The organism is Kitasatospora sp. NPDC057512 (genome assembly GCF_042802135.1).
Taxonomy (GTDB): Bacteria; Actinomycetota; Actinomycetes; order Streptomycetales; family Streptomycetaceae; genus Kitasatospora.
The window spans coordinates 1-22962 of sequence record NZ_JBHVET010000009.1; the positions used below are offsets into that span (position 1 = coordinate 1).

Below are 22962 nucleotides of genomic sequence, written 5' to 3' on the forward strand. Positions count from 1 at the left end.
GTCAGGGGCGGTCCGAGCCGGTGTAGTGGCCGCTCTGGTGGGAGCCCTGGGACGGGACGGCGCCGTAGTGGCCGGGCCGGTGGCCGCGCGGGTGCCGGGTCAGGTTGTAGCCCAGGACGCCGGCCAGCGCGGCCAGGAAGCCGCCGCCGATCGTCCAGTACCAGCGGCTGTTCCAGCCGGAGAACCAGCCGGTGTACCAGTGCTCCTCCTGGGCCACCGGGGCGGCCGCCTTGGCCGTGCTCGCGCCGCCGCCGGCCGGCGGGACCAGCGGGGCCTTCAGCTCGCCGCCCTCCGGCTGGGCGTTGTCCGCGTCGCCCTTGGCGGCGACGTGCAGCTGGACCGAGGAGGCCAGGCCGAGGTCCGGCTGCGGGACGTCGCTGACCGACAGCCGCACGTAGTAGGTGCCGGGCAGCGGGTCGCCGGACCACGGCTCGGCCCAGGTGCGGACCTCGCGCAGGGTGCAGTTCAGCGCCAGCGAGCCGGCGCTCTGGTCGGCGGTGGCGTTCTGGGTGCCGGCGGTGCACGCCTGGCGGCGGCGCAGCCCGTCGAAGACCTCGACGGACCAGGTCTGCGGGCCGTGCCGGTCGGCCGAGGGGGCCAGGCCGACGGTCAGGTTGACCGTCGGGGTCTGGCCCTCGGCGGCGCCGAACGCCCAGTACAGGTAGTCACCGGTGGAGACGGAGACGTTGGCGTCCTGGTTGGGCGAGAGGTTGACCGCGGTCAGGAAGGAGGTGCCGGCCTTGGTGGCCGGGGCCGGGGTGCCGCTCGCACTGGCCGAGGGGGACGGCGAGGCGGCCGAGGCGGCCGGGGCGCTCAGGGCCAGGGCGGGCAGCAGGGCGAGGGCGGCGAGGGCGCCGCGGATCGTCGTACGCATGGTCAGTTCTCCCGCCAGACGGCGATCCGCCAGCGCGCGATCCAGCCGAAGACCAGACCGAAGGCCAGGCCGGCCAGGGTGAGGGTGAGCAGCAGGATCCAGCCGCGGCCGAGGCCCATCGCGGCGCCCTCCGGGGCGGGCGAGGCGGAGGCCAGGTCGACGGTCAGCTCCAGCGGCAGACCGGGGTCGGCCAGGACGCCGGCCTGCGGGGCCAGCGAGTTGCTGACGACCAGGCAGACCGTGGTCTCCGGCTTCTCCTTGGAGTCCTTGGTGGCCGTGGGGCTCGCGGTGACGTAGCCCTTGGAGTCGTCGGTGGACCAGCGCAGGCCGGTGGAGACCACGTCGGTGCGGCTGCTGCCGGCGTCGGTGCCGCGGACCAGCTCCTGGCCGGTCGCGCTGGTGGCCTGGAGCAGCACCCCGTAGTCCCGGGCTACCGGGCGGTCGAGGGCGACGCTGACCGAGGCGCGCAGCTCCTGGCCGGACTTGACCGGGACCTTGTAGACGCGGTGCTCGGAGAACTTCTCGCGGTCGGTGTAGACGCCCGGGGCGAGCACCGGGGCGCTCTCGCACTTGTCGGTGCCGGTGGTCTTGACCGGGGTCACCGTGTAGGTGTCGTTGGAGCGGTCGACCAGCTGCTTCACCTTGTCGGTGAGCTGCTCCTGGGTGCGGACGTCGGTGTAGGTGCCGCCGGTCGCGTTGGCGATGCAGAGCAGCTGCTGGCGGGTCTTGTCGTCGTGGGCCAGGCCCAGGGTGTCGACCACCAGGTGGATGCCCTGGGAGGCGAGTTCGCGGGCGACGTCACAGGGGTCGGGCGGGGTGCAGGTGTCCTCGCCGTCGGTGATCAGCACCACGCGGCGGGTGGTCTCGCCCTTGCCGAGGTCCTGGGCGGCGCCGCGCAGGGCCAGGCCGATCGGGGTGAAGCCGGTGGGCCGCAGGGTGGCGACGGCGGTCTTGGCCTCGACCTTGTTGGTCTTGCCGACCGGGTAGAGCTGCTTGGTGTCCTGGCAGCCCTGGGCCTTGTCGTTGCCGGGGTAGGTCGCGCCCAGGGTGCGGATGCCGAACTCGGTCTCCGCGGGCAGCGCGTCGATCACCTCGTTCAGCGACTGCTGGGCCACCGAGATGCGGCTCTTGCCCTGGATGTCGGCCTCGCGCATGGAGCCGCTGACGTCCAGGACGAGGTCGACCCGAGGGGCTTCCTTCGGCGCGGGAGCGGCACCGGCTGATGGTTCGTCGGCGTGGGCGGGCAGGCCGAGGAGCAGCGAGGCGCTCGTTATCGCCAGGGCCGCCAGCAGGCTGCCGAGCCTGGTCTGTGGTCGTCGTCCGGTAGTCACCCGGCCGATCCTAGGGACCATCAGTTCGCCATGGCGAAACGAGTCCGGATCGTGCCTCGACCAGCTCCGGCGCGAACTCCGGCGCACAGCTGGGGAATCCGTGCGTTCACGGCGGCCTTACGCGTCGTGGATAGCCTTCCTTCCGCGACGGATCGGGAGCGGGGGAGCGATGGAGCTGACGGCGGTCGGCAAGCGGTACGGGCGGCGGGAGCGGTGGATCCTGCGCGGGGTCGACCTGGCGGTCGGGCCGGGCGAGCTGGTGCGGATCGCCGGGCGGAACGGGAGCGGCAAGTCGACGCTGCTGCGGTTGGTCGCCGGGATCGAGCGGCCGAGCACGGGGCGGGTGGCGCGGCCCGGCCCGGCGGCGTACGTGCCCGAGCGCTTCCCGCCGGCGCTGCCCTTCGACGCCGCCTCCTACCTGCTGCGGGTGGGCCGGGTGCACGGGCTGTCGGCGGAGCGGGCGCGGCGGCGGGCGGGGGAGCTGCTGGACCGGTTCGGTGTCGCGGACCGGGCGGGCACGCCGCTGAGCCGGCTGTCGAAGGGCACCTGCCAGAAGGTCGCGGTCGCCCAGGCGCTGCTCCCCGAGGCGCGGGTGCTGCTGCTGGACGAGGCCTGGACCGGGCTGGACCCGGAGGCGCGGGCGGTGCTGGACGAGGCCGCCGCCGAGCGGGCGGCGGCGGGCGGCACGGTGCTGTTCGTCGACCACGACCCGGCCCGGCTGGCCGGGCTGACCAGCGCCGCGTACCGGGTCGGCACGGACGGCGTGCTGCGGGCCGTCGAGGACGGGGCGCCGGAACCGGCGGCGGGCGGCCCGGTGATGGAGGTCGAGGTGGACGTCCCGGACGGCGCGTCGCTGCCGACGCCGCTGCCGGGGGCGCCGGAGGTCACCGCGCTGGCCGGGACGGCGGTGCGGCTGGCGGTGTCGGCCGCGCACTCGGACGCGCTGCTGCGCCGGCTGCTGCTGGGCCGCCCGGCCGTCCGGGTGCTGGCGGTGCGGCGGCGCGAGGAGGGGGAGCGGTGATGGCGCGGATCGGTTCGCTGACCCGGTACCACCTGGAGCTGCTGCTGCGCTCGCACGCCTGGCTGCCGCCGTTCCTGGCGTACGCGGTGCTGCTGGTGGTCGGGGTGGCGGCGGGGGACCCGCTGCTGGGCGGCCTCGGCTTCGGCGCGGGGGTGCTGCTGCCGGTGAGCGCCTGGTACGTGCGCAGCGCGCTGAGCGCGGAGCCGCCGGCCTCGCGGGCCTGCCTGGTGGCGGCGGCGGGCCCGGTCCGGGTCCACCTGGGGGCGCTGCTGGCGGCGCTGACGGTGTCGCTGGTGCTGGCGGTCGGCCAGGTGGCGGCGGTCTGGTGGACCAGCGGGCCGGTGGCCGACCGGGGGGCGCGGCAGGATCCGGGGGCCGGGTCGGCGGTGCTGGCCGGGCTGGTGGCCTCCGTGGTCTGCGCGCTGCTGGGGGTGCTGGCCGGGGCGGTGGCGAACCGTCCGGTGCTGGTCCGCGCGCAGTACGGCATCCCGGTGGCGCTGGGGCTGGCCACGCTGCTGCTGGTGGTGCCGGCCTCGCCGGCCAACGCGGCGGTGCGCGGGCTGGTGTCGGCGGCCCGGACCGGCCGGGTCGCGGTGCCGTGGTCGAGCCTGCCGGCCGCCGCCGTCCTGCTGGCCGCGGTCGGCGCGGGGGTGGCGGCGCTGGCCGGGCGGCGGCCGGAGTGAGGGCCGGGGCGGATCGGCGGGCCGGGTGGTTCCGGCATCGGCGGACACACCGTGGTGAAGCGTCATGAATACGGACGACACTCGTTAGGGTGACGAACCGGGACACGGGCGCCGCCGCACCGGCGCCCGGACCCTCCCCGCTAGACCGCGACCCCCAGGACGGTCCGTGGCGACACCCTCCGCCGTGCCGAGATCCGCCGCCGGGCCGAGCCGGCCGGTGCCGACCAGGCGCACCACCGAGCTCGTCCTGGTGGTCGGCGCCGTCCTGATCGCCGTGTTCGGCTACGTCGAGGTCGGCGTCAACCTGGATGGCCACGTCCCGGCCGACGCGGCCGAGTACGGCGCCGCGCTCGGCGTGCTCGCCCTGGCGGCGCACGCCGTGGTCCGGTGGCGGGCCCGGTACGCGGACCCGCTGCTGCTGCCGATCGCGGTGCTGCTGAACGGGATCGGGCTGGTGGTGATCTACCGGCTCGACCGGGCCACCCCGGGGCGCGGCGCCGCCTCCACCCAGCTGCTCTGGTCGGCGCTGGGGGTGGCGCTGTTCATCGCGGTGGTGCTGCTGGTGCGCGACCACCGGCGGCTGCGGCGCTACGCGTACATCGGGGCGCTGGTGGCGCTGGTCCTGCTGGTGCTGCCGATCTTCTTCCCGCCGGTGTACGGCTCCCGGATCTGGGTGGTGATCGGTCCGCTCTCCTTCCAGCCGGGGGAGTTCGCCAAGATCCTGCTGGCGGTCTTCTTCGCCGCGTACCTGGCGGTGCACCGGGACGCGCTGGCGCTCACCGGCCGCCGGGTCTGGCGCTGGCAGCTGCCGCGCGGGCGGGTGCTCGGGCCGGTGCTGCTGATCTGGGCGGCGTTCGTCGGCGTCCTGGTGCTGGAGACCGACCTCGGCACCTCGCTGCTGTTCTTCGGCCTGTTCGTGGTGATGCTCTACGTGGCCACCGCGCGCACCGGCTGGATCGCGATCGGCCTGGGCCTGGCCGCCGTCGGGGCGGTGACGGTGGGTTGGCTCTCGCCGCACGTGCACAGCCGGGTCGCGGACTGGCTGGACCCGCTGGGCTCGATCGAGGCGGGCCGCGGCGCCAACCAGATCGCCCAGTCGCTGTTCGCCTTCGCCTGGGGCGGCGAGCTGGGCACCGGGCTCGGCAACGGGCACTCGGTGCTGATCGGCTTCGCCGCCAAGTCGGACTTCATCCTCGCCACCATCGGTGAGGAGCTCGGGCTGACCGGGCTGACCGCGGTGTTCCTGCTGTACGCGGCCCTGGTCTCGCGGGGCTTCCGGACCGGCATCGCGCTGCGCGACCCGTTCGGGCGGCTGCTGGCGATCGGGCTGGCCGCGATCGTCGGCCTCCAGGTGTTCGTGGTGGCGGGCGGGGTCCTCGCGCTGATCCCGCTGACCGGGATGACCATGCCGTTCATCGCCCAGGGCGGCTCCTCGGTGGTCACCAACTGGATCATCGTCGCGCTGCTCGTGCGGATGAGCGACGACGCCCGCAGGCCCGTGACCGGGGAGGTCTGATGGCGCGCGTCCGGCCCCGGGGGAACGGCCCGCAGGGGCTGCCCGGCATCTCGGTCACCGGGCGCCGGGCGGGCACCTTCTGCCTGCTGCTGGTCGCGGCGCTGTGCGTGCAGGCCACCCGGGTGCAGGTGTTCCAGGCGCAGGACCTCGACCGCAACAGCGCCAACCAGCGGCTCACCGTCGAGCGGTACGCCCAGCCGCGCGGCGACATCCTGGTCGGCCCGGACCCGGTGACCGGCTCCGAGCCGACCGGCGGCCGGTACGCGTACAAGCGCAGCTACACCGACGGCCCGACCTACGCGGCGGTCACCGGCTTCGCCTCGCAGGCGTACGGCACCAACCAGCTGGAGGGGACCGAGGACGAGCTGCTGACCGGCACCGACGGGCGGCTGGCGGGCTGGTCGGTCTGGGACGCCGTCTCCCGCCGGCAGAACCCCGGCGGGGACGTCCACACCACGCTGAACCGGGCCGCCCAGCAGGCCGCGATGCGCGGGCTCGGCGACCAGAAGGGCGCGGTCGCCGCGATCGAGCCGGCCACCGGGCGGATCCTGGCGCTGGCCAGCACGCCCTCCTACGACCCGGGCTCCTTCGCCGGGTACGGCGCCGACGACCAGGAGGCCTGGAACCGGCTGCGGGCCGACGCCGACGAGCCGATGCTCAACCGGGCGCTGCGCCAGACCTACCCGCCGGGCTCGACCTTCAAGGTGGTCACCGCCGCGGCCGCGCTGGCGGCCGGGGTGGTCACCGACCCGGCCGCGCCGACCGGGGCGCCCTTCCCGTACGTGCTGCCCGGCACGACCACGCCGCTGGTCAACGACACCCCGGCCTGCGACCGGCCCGACCTGTCGCTGGCCGCCGCGATGACCGCCAGCTGCAACAGCGTGCTCGGCTACCTGGGGGTGCGCACCGGGCTGGACCGGATGGCCGAGATGGCCGGGAACCTCGGCTTCAACGACGCGAGGCTGGACGTCCCGGTGCGGGCGGCCCGGTCGAACTTCGACACCCGGATGGACGAGTCGCAGCTGGCGCTCTCCTCGATCGGGCAGTTCGACACGGCGGCCACCCCGCTGACGATGGCGATGGTCGCGGCCGGGGTGGCCAACGGCGGGACGGTGATGCGACCGCAGCTCGTGGACCGGCTGACCAGGAGCGACGGCACCACGGTGCAGCTGATGAAGCCGGCCGTGTACCGGCGGGCGATGACCCCGGCGGTGGCCGGGCAGGTGCGCGGGCTGATGACCGACGTGGTGGAGAACGGCACCGGCGGCAACGCCCGGATCGCCGGGGCGGTGGTCGGCGGCAAGACCGGGACGGCCCAGCACGGGGTGGGCAACAGCGGGACGCCGTACGCCTGGTTCATCTCCTGGGCGGCGCCGGCCGGCTCGGACGCGGTGCCGCCGGTGGCGGTCGCCGTGGTGGTCGCGGACAGTGACGCCACGGACGTCACGGGTGGCGCGCTGGCGGCGCCGATCGCCCGGTCGGTGATGCGGGCGGTGCTCGGTGGATGATCTCCGCAGGTGCGCTGAGCTGCTGCTTTAGCGACCGGTCGGAGGATGCGCCGTTTACGAAGTGTCCGGTTTGTACATCGATATGCGCCGGTTCGTACAATGCGCCGGTTGGGACTGTTCGTTTGCGACACTGGTGCTTTCGCGGGGTACTGTCCCATGTTTGTTCGGTTGGTCCCCGATGACACCCCCTGGCACGTCGGGTGACCGACCGCAAGGACACCCTCCCCCGCCCAGAAGGACCGTGGTTTTGGCCAGCAACACCATCGGTGCGCGTCTGCTGCGACGCAAGCCCGTCTCGACACTGATCGCCGAGACCGAAGGCAAGGACGCCCTCCCGGCCGGCGCGCCCGAGGAGGGCGGGCGCTCCGGCATCCACCTGCGCCGCACGATCGGGCTGTGGCAGCTGTCCTCGATCGGCATCGGCGCGACCATCGGCACCGGCATCTTCTTCGTGCTGAACACCGCGGTGCCGTCGGCCGGCCCGGCCGTCATCCTGTCCTTCGTGATCGCCGCGGTCACCGCCGGACTCACCGCGCTCTGCTACGCCGAGATGGCCTCCGCGATCCCGGTCTCCGGCTCCTCGTACTCCTACGCCTACGCCACCCTCGGCGAGGGCGTCGCCTTCGCGGTCGGCATCTGCCTGCTGATGGAGTACGGCGTCTCCGCCTCCGCGATCGCGGTGACCTGGGCCGAGTACCTGAACAAGTTCCTCGACCTGGCCTTCGGGTTCACGATCCCCGAGCAGCTCTCCGGAGCGCCGGACAGCAGCCACTGGTTCAACCTGCCGGCGCTGCTGCTGGTCGCCATGGTCTGCTTCCTGCTGATCCGCGGCGTCAGCGAGTCGGTCAAGGTCAACGCGGTGATGGTCGCGATCAAGATCCTGATCCTGCTGATGTTCATCGGCATCGCGCTCACCGGCTTCCACTCCGGCAACCTGACCCCGTTCATGCCGCTCGGCATCAGCGGCGTGCAGATCGCCGCGTCCAGCATCTTCTTCTCCTTCATCGGCCTGGACGCCGTGTCCACCGCCGGTGAGGAGGTCAAGAACCCGCGCCGCACCCTGCCGCTGGCGATCATCATCTCGCTGGTCGTGGTGACCCTGCTCTACATCCTGGTCGCGCTGGCCGGCATCGGCGCCCAGCCGTGGACCAAGTTCGACGGCCAGGAGGCCGGCCTCGCCCAGATCCTCCAGGACATCACCGGCCAGAGCTGGCCAGCGATCGTCTTCGCGATCGGCGCGATCGTCTCGATCTTCAGCATCACCCTCGTGGTCATCTACGGCCAGACCCGCATCCTGTACTCGATGGGCCGCGACGGCATGCTGCCCAAGCGCTTCGCCGAGCTCTCCCCGCGCAGCGGCACCCCGGTCTGGAACACCGTCGTGGTGGGCCTCGGCGTGGGCGCGCTGGCCGCGTTCATCCCGCTGCGGGTCCTGGCCGACATCACCAGCCTCGGGACGCTCATCGCCTTCTCGGTGGTCTCGATCGGCGTGATCGTGCTGCGCCGCACCCAGCCCGACCTGCCGCGCGGCTTCAAGGTGCCCGGCTACCCGGTCGTCCCGCTGATCAGCGTCGGCTTCTGCATCTACCTGATCACCGGCCTGCACGCCGACACCTTCCGGGCCGGGGCGATCGCCCTCGTCGTCGCCGTGGTCGTCTACTTCGGCTACAGCATCAAGCACTCCCGGCTGGAGCAGGCCGAGCGGCAGTCCGCGCCCTCGGACAGCGCCGCCGGCTGACCCGGAGGCGAACCCCGCGTGAAGGGCCGCCGACCGCCACGGCGTCCGGCGGCCCTTTTCTCGCCATCGACCGTCCGGTGTCCGACGCCATGGCGACAGGGCCCGGCTCCCACCCATAACCTTCCACCATGGTGAGCACCCGCACGCCCGGCTACCCCCGCCCGCGCGGCCGCTTCACCGGCCGCGGCGGAACGCCGGCCCAGACCTCCACGACCGAGGCGCCGTCCAGGCCACGGCGGCCGCAGCGCGGCTTCTCCGTCCGTCCCGTCCCCCGCCAGCGCGGCGAGAGCACGTTTCCGCCCACGCCCGACCGGCTGAACACCGCCCGGCTGGCCCGGCTCGCCTCGACGCGGACCGTCCAACTGCTCGGCTGCCTGGTCGCGGCCGGCTGGGCCGCCGCCTTCCCGCTCGTCTCCGACCTGCCCAACCAGCGGCAGTGGGGCCTGATCGCGGCCCCCGGCTACGTGCTGGCCGGAGTGCTCTGCCTGACCCTGCCGCGCCGCTTCGCGGCCAAGGCGGCCGCCTCGGTCGCCCTGGTCGGGGCCGTCCTGGTGCCGCTCGGGCTGCTCGCCCTGCAGGGCCGCCACCAGTCCGAGGTCATGGTGGTCGAACGCTCGGCCCACCTGCTGCTCACCACCGGCACCGCGTACCTGCCGCACCCGGCGGTGGTCACCGACTACAACCCGTACCTGCCGGCGATGTCCCTGTTCGGGATGCCGCGCCAGCTGTTCGGCGACTCCACCGCCTTCGCGCGGGTCGCCGGGGACGCCCGGATCTGGTTCGCGCTGACCTTCTTCGTCTGCATGCTGGCCGCCTGGCGGCTGCTGCGGCCCACCCGCCCCGGTGGCGAGGGGCGCGCGCCGCTGCTGCCGCTGGCCGTCCTCACCGCCTCGCCGCTGATCGCGCTGGCCCTCGTGGTCGGCGGGGTGGACCTGCCGCTGATCGGCGTCTGCTGCCTGGCCATGGCGCTCGCCGAGCGGGACCGCACGGTCGCCGCCGGGCTGGTGCTCGCCCTCGCCTGCACCCTGAAGTGGACGGCCTGGCCCGCGCTGCCGGTGGCCGTCCTGCTGCTCTGGCGGCTGTACGGCCGACGCCCGGCGGCCCGGACCGCGCTGATCGGGGTCGGGGTGAGCGCGCTGGTGATCCTGCCCTCCGCGCTGACCCAGGCGGACGCGCTGCGCGAACAGGTGGTGCGCTTCCCGCTCGGGATGACGGCGATCCGCACCCCGGCGGGCAGCCCGCTGCCCGGCAAGGTGCTGGCCGGCTTCGGGCCGACCGGGCACGCGATCTCGCTGGCGCTGATGACCGTGGCCCTGGTCGCGGTGGCGATCTGGCTGCTGGCCCGGCCGCCGGTCTCCGCGATCGCCGCGGCCGACCTGCTGGCCGCCGGGCTCGCGATCGCCTTCATGCTGGCCCCGGCCGGGCGGTTCGGGTACCTGGCGCTGCCGGCGGTGCTGGTGATCTGGCCCCGGCTGGCGGCCCGGCGCTGGAGCAGCCGGCGCCCCGTCCCGCCGGGCCGGGTGCGGCGGGGAAGGCCGCAGCCCGCCCTGCCGCGAGGCTGAGCGGGCTGTCGGAGGCCCGCCCGTCACCGGGCGGGCGGGGGCTTGCGGGGGCTCAGCGTCCGCCGTTGGCCTTCAGGATGGAGGCGACGGCCGGGCCGGCCGCGTCCACGCCGTGGCCGCCGCCCTGCACCTCGGCGGCCACCGCGAGGTTGCCGCGGTAGGCGGTGAACCAGCTGTTGGTGACGTCGACCCCGGCGACCTCGGCGGAGCCGGTCTTGGCGCCCGCGTTGTCGGTGATGCCGGCCATCACGTCCTTGGCGGTGCCGCCGGTGGCGGTGGCCGCCATCATCGCCTTCAGCTTGGCGTCGACGTCCGGGGAGAGCGGGCGGGCGGCCTTCTGCTGCGGCAGGTCGGCGACCAGGATCGGCTGCTTGAACTCGCCGTTCTGCACGGTGGCGGTGACCGAGGCGATGGCCAGCGGGTTCATCTGGACCTTGCCCTGGCCGATGTAGTTCATGGCCTGCTCGTCCTTGCTGCCCGGCGCCGCCGGCACCTTGCCGTCGGTGTTCGGCAGGCCGGTCTTCCACTCCAGGCCGATGCCGAACACGTCCTTGGCCGTGCCGTTCAGCGTCTCGGGCTTGAGGCTGGTCAGGCCCTGGTTGATGAAGGCGGTGTTGCAGGACATCATGAAGTCCTGCTGGAGCGTGTTGTTCGGGTAGGCGCCCGGGAACGAGTTCGGGATCGCGTGCGGGTTGCTGCTCTTCTCCGGGCAGGCCACCACGGTGTCCGGGTTTACCCCGTTCTCCAGCAGTGCCGCCGAGGTGACGATCTTCATCGTCGAGCCCGGGGCGAGCAGCCCGGCGAAGGCCCGGTTCTGGCCGGTGGCCGGCGAGTTGGCGAAGGCCAGCACCTGACCGGTGCTCGGCTCGATCGCGACGACGGAGCCGGGCTTGCCCGCCAGGTCGGTCATCGCCTTCTCGGCGGCGGCCTGGAGGGTGTTGTCGATGGTGAGCTTGAACGGCTTGCCGGGCTTCGGCTCGACGATCGTGAACAGCTTGTCCTGGGGGCCCTTGCCGGCCGGGTCGGAGATCACCACCGCGCTGCCCGCGTCCTGGTCCTTGGCCGGGTCCGGCGGCAGCAGCTTGTTGGCGTTGTCCTGGAGGGTGGTCAGCAGCGACTGGGTGAGCGAGGCGCCCTGGACCGGCTTGCCGTTGCGGTCGACCACGGTGGACGGCGGGGCGAAGACCGGCTGGACGGCGATGGTCTCGTTGCCGGACAGGTGGGGGTGGATCACCGACGGCGCCCAGTGCACGGCCGGGGTGTTGTCGCTCATCTTCACGACGCCCAGGAAGCCCTGGTAGTCCCAGGCCCGGTTGGTGCCGGCGAACTCGGCGCGCGCCTTGTAGGACATCAGCGTGCCGGTGGGCGCGGGCGTGGCGGCGGCGGACGGCGAGTCGCCGGCGCCCGGCGTACCGGTGGCGCCCGGGGTCGCGGAGGCCCCGGCGGTCGGCTTGGCGGCCGGGGCGGGGGTGCCGGTGGCGGCGGAGAAGACCTGCTGGGTGGTCGGCCCGAAGGGGGTGAGGGTCAGCGCGCTCGGCTTGACCTGGTCCCGGAAGGCGGTCAGACCGGCGGTGGCCGCGGCCGGGTCGTCGGTCAGCGAGGCCGCCTTGGCGATGTCGCCGGCCGCCCAGGCCGTCAGGAAGTCCTTCAGGCCGGCCGTCGCCTGGTCGGCGGTCGGCGGCTCGGCGACCACGGTGCGCGGCTTCTTGCCACCGGAAACGCCGTCCGACTCGCTCACCAGGCTGTACACGCCGTAGCCGCCGCCCGCGAGGACGGCGATGGACACGCCGGTGATGATGCCGATCTTCGCGCCACTGCGCATGGTGCAGGTCCCCCAGGGGTCTCGCGGCCGGGCGCAACCGGCCGGAGCCGGAAACGCGGTACCCCTCCACCCTAGGCAGCGCGGATCGGTGCGCCGTCGAATCGCCCGGCACTTGTGACGGATCTGGTACGTGTTGTGCACCGCATACGGACGGTTCGCGGGAACCCGGTGTGCCCGGGGCGGCGGATCAGATCCAGGTGTTGAACCACATCCGGCGGCGCCAGTCCTCCAGCGGGATGGTCTGCCCGGTGAACAGCGGGAAGAAGAAGAGGAAGTTCCAGACGATCAGCAGGACCAGCAGTCCGGCCGCCGCGGAGCCGATGATCCGGCGGTCCCGGGAGGCGCCGGCCGGTCCGATCAGGGCGCCGATCAGCATCGTCACCGCGAGCACCAGGAACGGGACGAAGACCACCGCGTAGAAGAGGAAGATCGTCCGCTGCTGGTAGGCGAACCAGGGCAGGTAGCCGGCGGCCAGGCCGCAGAGCAGCGCGCCGGCCCGCCAGTCCCGCCGGGCCGCCCAGCGCCACAGGCAGTAGGCCAGCGCCGCGATGCCCGTCCACCACAGCAGCGGGGTGCCGATGCCCAGCACCTCGCGGGCGCAGTCGGCGGCGGTGCAGCCGGCCTGGCCGTACTTGGGGGACTCGTAGAAGAAGGACACCGGACGGCCCAGCACCAGCCAGGACCACGGGTTGGACTGGTAGGTGTGCGGGTCGCTCAGGCCGACGTGGAAGTCGTAGACCGTGGAGTGGTAGTGCCACAGCGAGCGCAGGGCCTCGGGTATCCACGGGAAGTCGGTGGAGCGGCCGACCGCCCAGTCCCGGCCCCAGCCGCCCTGGCCGGGAGCGGTGCTGCTGGCGAACCAGCCCCACCAGGACGCGATGTAGACCGCGACCGAGACGACGACCACCGAGACGAAGGCCGGCAGCACGTCCCGGGCGAGCACCGCCACGAACGGGCGCGGGGCGCCGGCCAGGCGGCGGGCGCCGACGTCCCAGAGCACCGTGAGCAGACCGAAGGCCGCCGCGACGTACAGGCCGCTCCACTTGGTGGCGCAGGTCAGGCCGACGCAGACGCCGGCCGCGATCCGGTACGGGCGCCAGCCCAGGCCCAGCCGCTGGGCGAGCCGGGCGTCCTCGACCCCGCCCAGCCGCCGGGCCAGCAGGGCCCGGGTGCGGTCGCGGTCCAGCAGCAGGAAGCCGAAGGCGGCGAGGGTCCAGAACATCACCACCAGGTCGAGCAGGGCGGCCCGGCTGAGAACCAGGTGCAGGCCGTCCACCGCGAGCAGCAGGCCCGCGACGCAGCCCAGCAGGGTGGAGCGGAACATCCGGCGGGCGATCCGGGCCACCATCAGCACCGACAGGGTGCCGAGCAGGGCCACCGCGAACCGCCACCCGAAGGGGTTCATGCCGAACAGCTGCTCGCCCGCGCCGATGATCCACTTGCCGACCGGCGGGTGCACCACGTACGAGGGCGTCGCCCGGTACGGGACGGCCGCGCCCGGCGTCATGATCGTGGTGTTGGCGTCCTCCGGCCAGTTGATCTCGTAGCCGCCGTGCCAGAGCGCGTAGGCGTCCTTGGCGTAGTACGTCTCGTCGAAGATGATCGCGTGCGGCTGCCCCAGGTTCGTGAACCGCAGGAGGCCGGCGAAGACCGCCACCGCGACCGGACCCAGCCAGCCGGCCCAGCGGCAGAGGAAGAACCACAGGCCCTGCGGCAGCGAGACGCCCATCCGCAGCAGCAGCGGCGACTGCGGCACGTCCCGGGGCGTCACCCGGGGGCCGTCCGGCATCGGCGGGGCCAGGCGCTCGGTGAGCGTCCCGGTGGGGCGGGCGGTGTAGCCGAACCGGGCCAGGCGTTCGCGCCAGCCGGCCGGCCCGTCCTGCGGTGGGCGGGGGGACGGCAGGCCGACGCCGCCGTACGCGGAGTGGTCCGTACCAGTGGGCGCCTGGGCCGCCGTGTCGCCGTTCATCCGCCACATCGTAGGGGCGCTCCTCGCACGTGTGTCCGCTCCCTCGGAAGCTGACCGAATCGTCACCAAAAACCCCGGGGGCCCGGCAGCTGCGAGGATGGGGACCGTGACAGGAGTACTCGTTCTCGCAGGCACCCCCATCGGCGACGTCTCGGACGCCCCGCCCCGGCTCGTCAACGAACTGGCCACGGCGGACGTGATCGCGGCCGAGGACACCCGGCGGCTGCGCCGGCTCACCCAGGCACTCGGGGTGACCCCGGCGGGCCGGGTGGTCTCCTACTTCGAGGGCAACGAGGTCGGCCGCACCCCCGAACTGGTCGAGGCGCTGCTCGGCGGCGCCCGGGTGCTGCTGGTCACCGACGCCGGCATGCCCTCGGTCTCCGACCCCGGCTACCGGCTGGTCGCCGCCGCCGTGGCCGCCGACGTCAAGGTCACCGCGGTGCCCGGGCCCTCGGCGGTGCTCACCGCGCTCGCGCTGTCCGGCCTGCCGGTGGACCGCTTCACCTTCGAGGGCTTCCTGCCGCGCAAGAGCGGCGACCGGGCCCGGCAGCTCGCCTCGATCGCCGCCGAACCGCGCACCATGGTCTTCTTCGAGGCGCCGCACCGGATCGCCGAGGCGCTGACCGCGATGGCCGGGGCGTTCGGGCCGGAGCGGCCGGCCGCCGTCTGCCGCGAGCTCACCAAGACCTACGAGGAGGTCAAGCGCGGGCCGATCGGCGAACTGGCCGCCTGGGCGGCCGAGGGCGTCAAGGGCGAGATCACCGTCGTGGTCGCCGGCGCCCCGCCGGCCGCGCCCCAGGAGCTGACCCCGGCCGAGCTGGCCCGGCTGGTGGCCGTCCGCGAGGAGGCCGGGGAGCGCCGCAAGGAGGCCATCGCGGCCGTCGCGGTGGAGCTCTCGCTGCCCAAGCGGGAGGTCTTCGACGCGGTCGTGGCGGCGAAGCGGGAAGGCCTGGAAAGCGGCCTGGGAAAGGGGTGAATTCCGGGGGTTGCGTTGCTCACGGGGAGTCGTACCGTGGAGAGAAGGCCCCGGTAAACACCAGCTGAGCTGAAGTTTCGGTCGCGCTTCCCGGACCCTGCGAGGATTTTCGTATAGGTCTGACCAACGCGCATCCAAGTCTTCACAAGCCGGGCATCGGCCGGGGCGGTCCGGGCATTTCCTGGAAGGGAAAGACCCAGCCGGACGAGCGTCCGGCGGGCGCTGGGAGACGGCCATGAGCGATGTAGTCGGTACCCCCCGCAGTGGCAGCGCACTGAGCACCGCCGGTCTGGCCGGCCGGCCGCACACTCCCGTCGAGACCGTACGGGAGGCCTACTCCTTCGCGTGCCTGCGCTGCGGGTACGGCTGGGAGCAGGCGTACGACATCGAACACCACGTGGCCAACGACGGGCACGTCGTGTTCGAGTACCACGCCAACGGCGTCCGGGTGCCGTCCCCGCTGCTCAAGCCGACCTGCCCGGGCTGCGGCGGCCACACCGTGCGGATCATGCGCGAGGGCCGGGTGGCCTCCGCCGACCAGCCCTGGCAGCACGCCCCCGGCTACCCGGCGCACGCCGAGCCGGCCGGGGCGCCGCCGGCGGCCGAGCCCACCCGGCCGCGCGGGCGCTGGGCCCGGTTCTGGACGCGGCTGCTGGGCTGACACCGGGGCGACGGAGCGGCGACCGCCCCCGGCCGGGAACAACTCGGTCGAGGGCGGTCCGCGTGCCCGACTAAGCTTTCCGACCATGGCGGCCACTGCAGACCACAGCACCACCGGGGCGAGCACCCCGGCGTACTACGTTTCCACCCCGATCTACTACGTCAACGATCGCCCGCACCTCGGCCACGCGTACACCACCGTGGCGGGCGACGTCCTCACCCGCTGGCACCGCCAGCGCGGCGAGAAGGTGTGGTACCTGACCGGCACCGACGAGCACGGTCAGAAGATCATGCGGACCGCCGAGGCGAACGGCGTCAGCCCGCAGGAGTGGTGCGACAAGCTGGTCGAGGAGGCCTGGAAGCCGCTCTGGCAGCACCTGGAGATCGCCAACGACGACTTCATCCGCACCACCGAGGAGCGGCACACCGCCCGGGTGCAGGAGTTCGTCCAGGACCTGTACGACAAGGGCGAGATCTACAAGGGCGGCTACTCCGGCCCGTACTGCGTCGGCTGCGAGGAGTTCAAGCTCCCGTCCGAGCTGCTCGACGGCGCCACCGAGGACGAGAAGCTCTGCTCCGTGCACAAGCGGCCCGTCGAGTGGCTGGAGGAGGAGAACTACTTCTTCCGCCTCTCCGCCTACGGCCCGCAGCTGCTGGAGTTCTACGCGGCGAACCCGGACTTCATCCAGCCCGCCTCGGCCCGCAACGAGGTGCTGCGCTTCGTCGAGCAGGACCTCAAGGACCTCTCGATCTCCCGCTCCACCTTCGACTGGGGCGTGCCGCTGCCCTGGGACGAGAAGCACGTCCTCTACGTGTGGGTCGACGCGCTGCAGAACTACATCACCGCGGCCGGCTACGGCAGCGACCCGGAGCGCTTCGCCGAGCTGTGGCCCGCCTCGGTCCACCTCGTCGGCAAGGACATCCTGCGGTTCCACGCCGTCATCTGGCCCGCCATGCTGATGGCCGCCGGGCTGCCGCTGCCCAAGCGGGTCGTCGCCAACGGCTGGCTGATGGTCGGCGGCGAGAAGATGTCCAAGTCCAACCTGACCGGCATCGCGCCCACCGACCTGACCTCGCACTTCGGCGTGGACGCGTACCGCTACTACTTCCTGCGGGCGATCCCGTTCGGCACCGACGGCTCGTTCTCCTGGGAGGACTTCACCGCCCGGTACACCTCCGAGCTGGCCAACGACTTCGGCAACCTGGCCTCCCGGGTCGCCGCGATGGTCGGCAAGTACTTCGACGGGGTGCTGCCCGCCGCCACCGCCGCGGGCGACGCCGAGCAGGCCGTGGCCGACGGGCTGACCAGGGCCGTCGAGACGGCCGACCGGAAGATCGGCGAGGAGCTGGACTTCGCCGGCGGCCTCGCGGCGATCTTCGAGTTCGTCAAGCAGGTCAACGGCTACCTCACCGAGCAGGAGCCCTGGAAGGTCGCCAAGGACGACTCGGCCGAGGGCCGGGCCCGCCTGGCCACCATCCTCTACACCGCCGCCGAGGCGCTGCGCGCCACCGCCGTGCTGCTCAACCCGGTGATGCCGACCACCGCCGAGAAGCTGTGGGTCTCGCTGGGCGCCGAGGCCGCCGGGCTGGGCGCGCTCTCCGCGCAGACCGTCGCCACCGTCGCCGACTGGGGCCGGCTGCCCGCCGGTGCCACCGTCACCAAGGGCGAGATCCTCTTCCCGCGCCTCGAAGAGAAGCCGACCGCCTGACATGGCCGCCAAGGACGACGCCCGGTCGACCCCGCCGCCGCTGCCGGAACCCCTGGCAGTGGCGGTGGCCGACTCGCACACCCACCTCGACATGCAGTCCGGCACCCCCGCCGAGGGCCTGGCGAAGGCCGCCTCGGTCGGGGTCACCACGGTGGTCCAGGTGGGCTGCGACGTGCCCGGCTCGCGCTGGGCCGCCGAACTGGCGGCGCAGTACGAGCAGGTGCACGCGGCCGTCGCCCTGCACCCGAACGAGGCGCCGCGGATCTTCCTCGGCGACGCGGACGGCTGGTCCGGCCGGCAGCGGAAGGCCGGCGGCGCCGCCGCCCTCGACGAGGCGCTCGCCGAGATCGACCGGCTCGCCGCACTGCCGCAGGTGGTGGCGGTCGGCGAGACCGGCCTGGACTACTTCCGCACCGGGCCGGAGGGCGTGGAGATCCAGAAGGAGTCGTTCCGCCGCCACATCGAGATGGCCAAGCGGCACGGCAAGGCCCTGGTCATCCACGACCGGGAGGCCCACGAGGACGTCATCGCCGTCCTGCTGGCGGAGGGCGCCCCGGAGCGGACGGTCTTCCACTGCTACTCCGGCGACGCGGAGATGGCGAAGACCTGCGCCGAGCACGGCTGGTACCTCTCCTTCGCCGGCCCGGTCACCTTCAAGGCCAACCAGCCGCTGCGCGACGCCCTGCTCGCCACCCCGCCGGACCGGATCCTGGTCGAGACCGACGCCCCGTTCCTCACCCCGCACCCGTACCGCGGCCGCCCGAACGCCCCGTACCTGATCCCGGTCACGGTGCGCTCGATGGCCGCCACCCTGGGCCTGGCCGAGGACGAGCTGTCCGCGGCCATCGCGGCGAACACCGCCCGGGCCTTCGGGTACTGAGCGGGCCGGAACGGATTTCCTGCTCGGAGGGGCTTCCCGTTCGGAAGGGTTTTCGGTTTCGGAGAAGTTTTCGGTTCAGAGGAAACGATTCGGCACTCTCGCGGCACTGAGATGCTGGTTAGCATGAGTGCAGTGAGGGAGGTGGCAATGACCGCCGAGCCGATCAACGAACCCGTGGACGATCACCTCGACTGGATGCACGCGCTGTCCCAGGACTGGACGTACGAGCAGGTCAAGAACCTCGACCTGCCGTTCGATTGGGATCTGGTGGACGGAGTCATCGTGGTCCGGGGGCAGACGAATCAGTGGCACGACCAGGTGCGGGATGAGCTCTACTCGGCTCTTCGCAGCGCACGGGTCACGCCGTACGCGGCGAACGTCGAGCGCTGCGTCCTGCTGGACGAGGCCAACACGGCCAAGCCGGACGTCGTGGTGTTCGACAAGACCGGCCTGGACGTCTTCGAGCTGGAGTGCCTCCCGCCCGAGGCACTGGTCCTGGCCGTGGAGGTCGTCTCGCACGGCACCCGGGCCAACGACCGGTTCCGCAAGCCCGGCCAGTACGCCGACAAGAGGATCCCCGCCTACTGGCGGGTCGAGCGGGGCATCGACAACCTGCCGATCGTCCACGAGTTCCACCGGGACGAGGAGAAGGGCGTCTACCTGCCCGTCGCCCAGCACGAGGGCGTGCTCCGGACCTCGGTGCCGTACCCGGTGGAGATCGACCTCGCGGCGCTGGTCGAACTCTGAGCCCCTCCGGCGCCCGTATCCTTGGCGCGTGAGCACCACCGACCCCACCCCTGACAGCCACCCCCAGCCTCCGGCCGGGGGGACCCCCTTGCTGGGCAGCGCCGACATCCGGGAGCTGGCGGCCGCGTTCGGCGTGAAGCCGACCAAGCAGCGCGGGCAGAACTTCGTCATCGACGGCAACACCGTGCGGCGGATCGTCCGGGCCGCCGAGGTGACGGAGCAGGACGCGGTGGTGGAGGTCGGGCCCGGGCTCGGCTCGCTCACGCTGGCGCTGCTGGAGGTCGCGCGGCACGTGACCGCGGTCGAGATCGACCCGGTGCTGGCGCGGCACCTGCCGGACACCGTCGCCGCCCGGATGCCGGGCAAGGCGGACGCCTTCGACCTGGTGTTCAGCGACGCCATGGAGGTCACCGAGCTGCCCGGCCCGGCGCCCACCGCGCTGGTCGCCAACCTCCCGTACAACGTCGCGGTGCCCGTCCTGCTGCACATGCTGGCGACCTTCCCCAGCATCGAGCGGACCCTGGTGATGGTGCAGAGCGAGGTCGCCGACCGGCTCGCCGCCAAGCCGGGCAACAAGGTGTACGGCGTCCCGTCGGTCAAGGCCAACTGGTACGCCGAGGTGAAGCGGGCCGGCGCCATCGGGCGGAACGTGTTCTGGCCCGCCCCCAACGTCGACTCCGGGCTGGTCTCGCTGATCCGCCGCGAGCCGCCGAAGACCAGCGCCAGCCGCGAGGAGGTGTTCGCGGTGGTCGACGCCGCGTTCGCCCAGCGGCGCAAGACCCTGCGCGCCGCGCTGGCCGGCTGGGCGGGCTCCGCCGCCGGGGCCGAGCAGGCGCTCGCGGCGGCCGGCATCGACCACAAGCTGCGCGGCGAGATGCTGACGGTGGAGCAGTTCGCCGCGATCGCCGAGCACAGGCCCGCCCAGGCCGCGGGGGCCGGGCAGCGGACCGGCCGGGCCGGGGCCGCCGAGCGCGAGCCCGTCCGGCCCGCGTCCGCCGAGCAGGCGCCCGTGCCCGCCGAGCCCGCGCCTGCTGAGCAGGCGCCCGCGTCCGCCGAGCAGACGACTGAGGACTCCGCGTGATCACCGTACGGGTACCGGCCAAGGTCAACGTCCAGCTGGGGGTCGGCGGGCTGCGCGCCGACGGCTTCCACGACCTGGCCAACGTCTTCTTCGCCGTCGCCCTCGGGGACGAGGTCACCGCCACCGCGGCGGAGGGCGTGACACTGAGCTGCTCCGGGCCGGACGCCGCCGTCGTCCCGCTGGACGACAGCAACCTCGCCGCCCGCGCCGCCCGGCTGCTCGCCGCCCACCACGGCATCGCCGACCCGGGCGTGCACCTGCACATCGCCAAGGCCATCCCGGTGGCCGGCGGCATGGCCGGGGGCAGCGCCGACGGCGCGGCCGCGCTGGTCGCCTGCGACGCGCTCTGGCAGCTGGACACCCCGCTCCCGGTGCTGCTGGAGCTCGCCGCCGAGCTCGGCTCGGACGTGCCGTTCGCGCTGCTCGGCGGCGTCGCCCTCGGCCGCGGCCGGGGCGAGATCCTGGAGCCGCTGGCCGTCGAGGGCACCTTCCACTGGGTCTTCGCGGTCGCCGAGGGCGGCCTGTCCACCCCCGCCGTGTTCCGCGAGTGCGACCGGCTGCGCGAAGAGGCCGGCACCGGCTCCGGCGACACCGACGTCCCCACCCCGGACGCCGACCCGGCGCTGCTCGCCGCCCTCGCCGAGGGCGACCCCGTCGCCCTGGCCGCCGCCCTCGCCAACGACCTCCAGCCCGCCGCGCTCTCGCTGCGCCCCGCGCTCGCCGCCACCCTGCGGGCCGGCACCGAGGCGGGCGCGCTCGGGGCACTGGTCTCCGGCTCCGGGCCGACCTGCGCCTTCCTGGTCAAGGACGCCGAGGCCGCCGCCGCGGTCGCCGGGGCGCTGCGGGCCTCCGGCACCTGCCGGACCGCGCACGCCACCCACGGGCCGGTGCCGGGGGCGTCCGTCGCGGGCTGACGCGGTGAGGCTGTTCCGGCGGGCCCATTAGGCTGGGGAGATCGGGGTGTCCCGAGAGGGGCATCCGGCCGTCGAGCGGCGGGCCGCCCCGCGACCGCCGAACCCTGGAGCGCAGCACACGTGGCCGTCAACCTCGCCACCATCGAGTCCGTCACGAAGGTCTACGGCACCCGCGCCCTGCTGGACGCGGTCAGCCTGGGCGTCAGCGAGGGCGACCGGATCGGCGTCGTCGGCCGCAACGGCGACGGCAAGACCACCCTGATCCGGATGCTCGCCAAGCTGGAGGAGCCCGACGGCGGCCGGATCACCTGGAACGGCGGCCTCGAACCGGCCGTCCTCACCCAGCACGACTCGCTCGACCCGAAGGCCACCATCCGGCACGAGGTGATCGCCGACCGGGCCGACCACGAGTGGCTCGGCGACGCCCGCATCCGCGACATCATCGAAGGCCTCTTCGGCGGCCTCGACCTGCCCGGCTTCGCCGACGGCCTGGACACCGTCATCGGCCCGCTCTCCGGCGGCGAGCGCCGCCGGATCGCCCTCGCCAAGCTGCTGCTCGGCTCGCCCGAGCTGATCATCCTGGACGAGCCCACCAACCACCTCGACGTCGAGGGCATCAACTGGCTCGCCCAGCACCTGCAGAAGCGCCGCTCCGCGCTCGTCTGCGTCACCCACGACCGCTGGTTCCTCGACCAGGTCTGCACCCGGATGTGGGACGTCCAGAACGGCGAGGTGCACGAGTACGAGGGCGGCTACTCCGACTACGTCTTCGCCCGCGCCGAGCGCTCCCGGATCGAGGCCGTCGAGGAGCAGAAGCGCCAGAACATGGCCCGCAAGGAGCTGGCCTGGCTGCGCCGGGGCGCCCCCGCCCGCACCTCCAAGCCGCGCTACCGGATCGAGGCCGCCAACGCCCTGATCGCGGACGTGCCGGACCCGCGCGACAAGTCCGAGCTGATGAAGTTCGCCAACGCGCGGCTCGGGAGGACCGTCTTCGAGCTGGAGGGCGTGACCGTCACGGCCGGCCCGAAGCTGCTGCTGGAGAACCTCACCTGGCAGCTCGGCCCCGGCGACCGGATCGGCCTGCTCGGCGTCAACGGCGCCGGCAAGACCTCGCTGCTGCGCGCGATGCGCGACGCGTACGCCTCCGAGGGCGACGTCCAGCCGGCGTCGGGCGTCATCAAGGTCGGCAAGACCGTGCGGCTGGCCTACCTGTCGCAGGAGGTCGCCGAGCTGGACCCGGCGACCCGGGTGCTCCAGGCCGTCGAGCAGGTCCGCTCGCGGGTCGACCTCGGCAAGGGCCGGGAGATGAGCGCCGGCCAGCTGTGCGAGCAGTTCGGCTTCGGCAAGGACAAGCAGTGGACGCCGGTCGGCGACCTGTCCGGTGGCGAGCGGCGCCGCCTCCAGCTGCTGCGGCTGCTGATGGACGAGCCCAACGTGCTCTTCCTGGACGAGCCCACCAACGACCTGGACATCGAGACGCTCAACCAGCTGGAGGACCTGCTCGACGGCTGGCCCGGCTCGATGATCGTCATCAGCCACGACCGCTTCTTCATCGAGCGCACCACGGACACCGTCCACGCGCTGCTCGGCGACAAGAAGATGCGGATGCTGCCGAACGGCGTCGACGAGTACCTGGAGCGCCGGGCCAGGATGGCCGCCGCGGCCACCGCCGCCGCCCAGGCCGGCTCCGCCGCTCCGGCCTCCTCGACCGCCCCGGCCGCCTCCGAGGACGGGGGCGCCGCCCCCGCGCTGTCCGGCGGGGACCTGCGGGCGGCGAAGAAGGAGATGCAGAAGCTGGAGCGGCAGATCGCCAAGCTGGACGAGAAGGAGTCCAAGCTGCACGCCCAACTCGCCGAGCACGCCGCCGACTTCTCCAAGGTCGCGGAGCTGGACGCGCAGCTGCGCGCGGTCCGGGACGAGAAGGAGGAGCTGGAGATGGGCTGGCTGGAGCTGGCCGAGCAGGTCTGAGCC

At 73.4% G+C, this 22962-nt stretch carries 18 protein-coding genes; 14 read left to right on the forward strand and 4 right to left on the reverse strand.

The genetic code is table 11. The features are described 5' to 3' along the window. Window position 1 precedes the first annotated feature (1 nt). Complete coding sequence (locus ACFU6K_RS01480; protein ID WP_380660233.1) at window positions 2-874, reverse strand: peptidase; 873 nt, start codon at window positions 872-874, stop codon at window positions 2-4. Window positions 875-876: 2 nt separating this feature from the next. Beyond that, window positions 877-2205 carry a VWA domain-containing protein gene (locus tag ACFU6K_RS01485; protein WP_380660234.1) on the reverse strand — a complete coding sequence of 443 codons (1329 nt, stop codon included), beginning with the start codon at window positions 2203-2205 and terminating at the stop codon, window positions 877-879. Window positions 2206-2374: 169 nt separating this feature from the next. Here ACFU6K_RS01485 and ACFU6K_RS01490 point away from each other — a divergent pair, with 169 nt between their 5' ends. From ACFU6K_RS01490 to ACFU6K_RS01515, 6 genes are all read left to right on the forward strand, one after another. After that, window positions 2375-3226, forward strand: coding sequence for an ATP-binding cassette domain-containing protein (locus ACFU6K_RS01490; protein WP_380660235.1), 852 nt, complete (start codon window positions 2375-2377; stop codon window positions 3224-3226). Next, window positions 3226-3909 (forward strand): ABC transporter, encoded by a 684-nt coding sequence (locus ACFU6K_RS01495; RefSeq protein WP_380660237.1) that lies wholly within the window; start codon window positions 3226-3228, stop codon window positions 3907-3909. The genes ACFU6K_RS01490 and ACFU6K_RS01495 overlap by 1 nt, the downstream gene beginning before the upstream one ends. A 184-nt stretch (window positions 3910-4093) precedes the next feature. Continuing rightward, complete coding sequence (locus ACFU6K_RS01500; protein WP_380660238.1) at window positions 4094-5425, forward strand: FtsW/RodA/SpoVE family cell cycle protein; 1332 nt, start codon at window positions 4094-4096, stop codon at window positions 5423-5425. Further along, the gene (locus ACFU6K_RS01505) at window positions 5425-6933 is read left to right on the forward strand and encodes a penicillin-binding transpeptidase domain-containing protein (protein WP_380660239.1); all 1509 of its coding nucleotides are present in this window, start codon (window positions 5425-5427) and stop codon (window positions 6931-6933) included. Before ACFU6K_RS01500 ends, ACFU6K_RS01505 begins: the two co-directional genes overlap by 1 nt. A gap of 178 nt (window positions 6934-7111) precedes the next feature. Then, complete coding sequence (locus ACFU6K_RS01510) at window positions 7112-8671, forward strand: amino acid permease (protein ID WP_380660240.1); 1560 nt, start codon at window positions 7112-7114, stop codon at window positions 8669-8671. A 128-nt stretch (window positions 8672-8799) separates the two neighbouring features. Next, window positions 8800-10233 carry a glycosyltransferase 87 family protein gene (locus ACFU6K_RS01515; RefSeq protein WP_380660241.1) on the forward strand — a complete coding sequence of 478 codons (1434 nt, stop codon included), beginning with the start codon at window positions 8800-8802 and terminating at the stop codon, window positions 10231-10233. A gap of 52 nt (window positions 10234-10285) precedes the next feature. Here ACFU6K_RS01515 and ACFU6K_RS01520 read toward each other — a convergent pair whose 3' ends face one another. Together ACFU6K_RS01520 and ACFU6K_RS01525 are read right to left on the reverse strand one after the other, a co-directional pair. Next, window positions 10286-12055, reverse strand: coding sequence for a penicillin-binding transpeptidase domain-containing protein (locus ACFU6K_RS01520; protein WP_380660242.1), 1770 nt, complete (start codon window positions 12053-12055; stop codon window positions 10286-10288). A gap of 187 nt (window positions 12056-12242) precedes the next feature. After that, a complete protein-coding gene (locus tag ACFU6K_RS01525) occupies window positions 12243-14024 on the reverse strand; it encodes a dolichyl-phosphate-mannose--protein mannosyltransferase (protein WP_380660243.1) in 1782 nt (593 codons plus the stop codon). A gap of 106 nt (window positions 14025-14130) precedes the next feature. Between ACFU6K_RS01525 and rsmI the strand changes: the two genes are divergently transcribed. The 8 genes from rsmI (at window position 14131) to ACFU6K_RS01565 (ending at window position 22959) form a co-directional block, all read left to right on the forward strand. Continuing rightward, window positions 14131-15000 carry a 16S rRNA (cytidine(1402)-2'-O)-methyltransferase gene (gene rsmI / locus ACFU6K_RS01530; protein ID WP_380660244.1) on the forward strand — a complete coding sequence of 290 codons (870 nt, stop codon included), beginning with the start codon at window positions 14131-14133 and terminating at the stop codon, window positions 14998-15000. A 235-nt stretch (window positions 15001-15235) separates the two neighbouring features. Further along, a complete protein-coding gene (locus tag ACFU6K_RS01535) occupies window positions 15236-15661 on the forward strand; it encodes a hypothetical protein (protein WP_380660245.1) in 426 nt (141 codons plus the stop codon). A gap of 85 nt (window positions 15662-15746) precedes the next feature. Next, on the forward strand, window positions 15747-17369 hold the full coding sequence (gene metG / locus ACFU6K_RS01540; RefSeq protein WP_375876017.1) for a methionine--tRNA ligase: 1623 nt from the start codon (window positions 15747-15749) through the stop codon (window positions 17367-17369). Window position 17370: 1 nt separating this feature from the next. Continuing rightward, window positions 17371-18249 (forward strand): TatD family hydrolase, encoded by an 879-nt coding sequence (locus tag ACFU6K_RS01545; RefSeq protein WP_380660246.1) that lies wholly within the window; start codon window positions 17371-17373, stop codon window positions 18247-18249. A gap of 123 nt (window positions 18250-18372) precedes the next feature. Next, entirely contained in the window at window positions 18373-18996 is a 624-nt protein-coding gene (locus ACFU6K_RS01550; protein WP_380660248.1) for a Uma2 family endonuclease, read from the forward strand. Window positions 18997-19024: 28 nt separating this feature from the next. Then, complete coding sequence (gene rsmA / locus ACFU6K_RS01555) at window positions 19025-20077, forward strand: 16S rRNA (adenine(1518)-N(6)/adenine(1519)-N(6))-dimethyltransferase RsmA (protein WP_380660250.1); 1053 nt, start codon at window positions 19025-19027, stop codon at window positions 20075-20077. Continuing rightward, window positions 20074-20991, forward strand: a complete 918-nt coding sequence (locus ACFU6K_RS01560) for a 4-(cytidine 5'-diphospho)-2-C-methyl-D-erythritol kinase (protein WP_380660251.1) — start codon at window positions 20074-20076, stop codon at window positions 20989-20991. The genes rsmA and ACFU6K_RS01560 overlap by 4 nt, the downstream gene beginning before the upstream one ends. Before the next feature lie 120 nt (window positions 20992-21111). After that, window positions 21112-22959, forward strand: a complete 1848-nt coding sequence (locus ACFU6K_RS01565; protein WP_380660252.1) for an ABC-F family ATP-binding cassette domain-containing protein — start codon at window positions 21112-21114, stop codon at window positions 22957-22959. Window positions 22960-22962: the final 3 nt, after the last annotated feature.